The sequence below is a fragment of the Micromonospora globosa genome, assembly GCF_000717585.1.
Classification (GTDB): Bacteria; Actinomycetota; Actinomycetes; order Mycobacteriales; family Micromonosporaceae; genus Micromonospora; species Micromonospora aurantiaca.
The window spans coordinates 1-981 of sequence record NZ_JNZR01000082.1 but is presented as its reverse complement, the minus strand read 5'-3'; the positions used below and the strand labels follow the sequence as shown (position 1 = coordinate 981).

Below are 981 nucleotides of genomic sequence, written 5' to 3'. Positions count from 1 at the left end.
TGCGGTGTGGGGTTTGGGTCGGGTGGTGGGTTTGGAGGTGCCGTTGCGGTGGGGTGGTTTGGTGGATTTGCCGGGTGTGTTGGGTGGGGGTGTGTGGGGTCGGTTGTGTGGGGTGTTGTCGTCGGGGGTTGAGGATCAGGTGGCGTTGCGGTCGTCGGGTGTGTTTGTGCGGCGTTTGGTGCGTGCGGGTGCGGGTGCGGGTGCGGGTGCGGGTGTTGGTGGTGGTTTTCGGTTGTCGGGGACGGTGTTGGTGACGGGTGGTACGGGGGCGTTGGGTGCGCGGGTGGCGTTGTGGGCGGTGGGTGTGGGTGCGGAGCATGTGGTGTTGGTGAGTCGGCGTGGTGGTGGTGCGCCGGGTGTGGGTGAGTTGGTGGGGCGGTTGGAGGGTTTGGGTGTGCGGGTGTCGGTGGTGGGTTGTGATGTGGCGGATCGTGGTGCGGTGGCGGGGTTGTTGGGGGATTTGGTGGGTCGGGGTGAGCGGTTGCGGGCGGTGGTGCATGCGGCTGGTGTGGCGCAGTTGACGCCGTTGGGTGAGGTGGGTGTGGGTGAGGTGGAGGAGGTGTTGCGGGCGAAGGTTGGTGGTGCGGTGGTGTTGGATGAGTTGACTGCTGGTTTGGATTTGGATGCGTTTGTGGTGTTTTCGTCGATTGCGGGGGTGTGGGGTTCTGCGGGTCAGGTGGGGTATGCGGCGGCGAATGCGTTTGTGGATGGGTTGGTGGTGTCGCGGCGTGGGCGTGGGTTGGTGGGGACGTCGGTGGCGTGGGGGCCGTGGGCTGAGGCGGGTATGGCGGTGGGGGTGGCGGGGGAGCAGTTGAGTCGGCGTGGTTTGCCGGGGATGGCTCCGGAGTTGGCGGTGGTGGCGTTGCAGCGGGCGTTGGATGGTGGTGAGGGGCAGGTGGTGGTGGCGGATGTGCGGTGGGATCGGTTTGTGCCGTCGTTCACGGCGTTGCGTCCGTCGCGTCTGTTCACCGACATCCCCGA

Annotated in this window: 1 protein-coding gene; it reads left to right on the top strand. The window is 66.7% G+C overall.

Annotated elements, in window-relative coordinates; genetic code table 11:
- Positions 1 to 4: 4 nt before the first annotated feature.
- Positions 5 to 981: beta-ketoacyl reductase (locus IF06_RS33495; RefSeq protein WP_332259031.1), on the top strand; the 977-nt coding region annotated here is incomplete at its 3' end.